Raw genomic sequence first — 2,055 nt, forward strand, 5'->3', positions numbered from 1 at the left:
GAGATGGCGAGGGAGAGCAGGTAAGAAGCCGATGTTCGAAAGATTTACCGACCGTGCCCGCAGGGTCGTCGTCCTGGCGCAAGAAGAGGCCCGGATGCTCAACCACAACTACATCGGGACCGAACACATCCTGTTGGGCCTGATCCACGAGGGCGAGGGGGTCGCCGCCAAGTCGCTCGAATCGCTGGGCATCTCCCTGGAGGCGGTGCGCAGCCAGGTGGAGGAGATCATCGGGCAGGGCCAACAGGCGCCATCCGGGCACATCCCATTCACACCCCGCGCCAAGAAGGTGCTGGAGCTTTCGCTGCGTGAGGCCCTGCAACTCGGCCACAACTACATCGGGACCGAGCACATCCTGCTCGGCTTGATCCGGGAGGGCGAGGGCGTGGCGGCGCAGGTGTTGGTCAAGCTCGGCGCCGAGCTGACCCGGGTGCGTCAGCAGGTGATCCAGCTGCTCAGCGGCTACCAGGGCAAGGAGACCGCCGAAGCGGGTACCGGAGGCCGCGGCGGAGAATCCGGCTCCCCTTCGACCTCGCTGGTGCTGGACCAGTTCGGCCGCAACCTGACTGCGGCTGCCATGGAGGGCAAGCTCGACCCGGTCATCGGCCGCGGAAAGGAAATCGAGCGGGTGATGCAGGTGCTCTCCCGGCGCACCAAGAACAACCCGGTGCTGATCGGCGAGCCCGGTGTCGGAAAGACCGCCGTTGTCGAGGGGTTGGCCCAGGCCATTGTGCACGGCGAGGTCCCCGAGACACTCAAGGACAAGCAGCTCTACACCTTGGACCTCGGCTCGTTGGTGGCCGGCAGCCGCTACCGTGGTGACTTCGAGGAGCGACTGAAGAAGGTGCTCAAGGAGATCAACACCCGCGGCGACATCATCTTGTTCATCGATGAGCTGCACACGCTGGTCGGAGCGGGCGCTGCCGAGGGTGCGATCGACGCGGCGTCGATCCTCAAACCGAAGCTCGCTCGTGGCGAACTCCAAACGATCGGCGCCACCACGCTCGACGAGTACCGCAAATACATCGAGAAGGATGCCGCGCTGGAGCGCCGGTTCCAGCCGGTGCAGGTCGGCGAGCCGACCGTCGAGCACACCATCGAGATCCTCAAGGGCCTGCGGGACCGCTATGAGGCGCACCACCGGGTGTCGATCACCGACAGTGCGATCGTGGCGGCGGCCACCCTGGCCGACCGTTACATCAACGACCGGTTCCTGCCGGACAAGGCGATCGACCTGATCGACGAGGCGGGCGCGCGGATGCGGATCCGCCGGATGACGGCCCCGCCGGATCTGCGAGAGTTCGACGAGAAGATCGCCGATGCGCGCCGCGAGAAGGAGTCCGCGATCGACGCGCAGGACTTCGAGAAGGCGGCCAGTCTCCGTGACCGGGAGAAGCAACTGGTCGCGCGACGCACCGAACGGGAGAAGCAGTGGCGGTCCGGAGACTTGGACGCCGTGACCGAAGTCGACGACAACGAGATCGCCGAGGTGCTGGGGAACTGGACCGGCATTCCGGTGTTCAAGCTGACGGAGGCCGAGACCACCCGGCTGCTGCGCATGGAGGACGAGATCCACAAGCGAATCATCGGCCAGGAGGATGCGGTCAAGGCGGTGTCCAAGGCGATCCGGCGCACCCGGGCCGGCCTGAAGGATCCCAAGCGGCCGTCCGGCTCGTTCATCTTCGCCGGCCCCTCCGGGGTGGGCAAGACCGAGCTGTCCAAGGCGCTGGCGGAGTTCCTGTTCGGCGATGACGATGCGCTCATCCAGATCGACATGGGCGAGTTCCACGACCGGTTTACCGCATCGAGGCTGTTCGGTGCCCCGCCCGGCTACGTCGGATACGAGGAAGGCGGCCAGCTCACCGAGAAGGTCCGGCGCAAGCCGTTTTCTGTGGTGCTGTTCGACGAGATCGAGAAGGCTCATCAAGAGATCTACAACAGCCTGTTGCAGGTGCTCGAGGACGGCCGGCTCACCGACGGGCAGGGCCGCACGGTGGACTTCAAGAACACCGTGCTGATCTTCACCTCCAACCTCGGTACCGCCGACATCTCCAA

The 2,055-nt window shown here is 65.5% G+C and carries 1 protein-coding gene; it reads left to right on the plus strand.

Translation table 11 applies throughout. From position 1 onward, the window contains the following. Positions 1–31: 31 nt before the first annotated feature. The coding region (clpC1, locus tag AC2VOP_RS10380; RefSeq protein WP_486960879.1) for an ATP-dependent protease ATP-binding subunit ClpC at positions 32–2,055 on the plus strand (2,024 nt) is incomplete at its 3' end.

The organism is Mycobacterium sp. TH-M106, assembly GCF_057473765.1.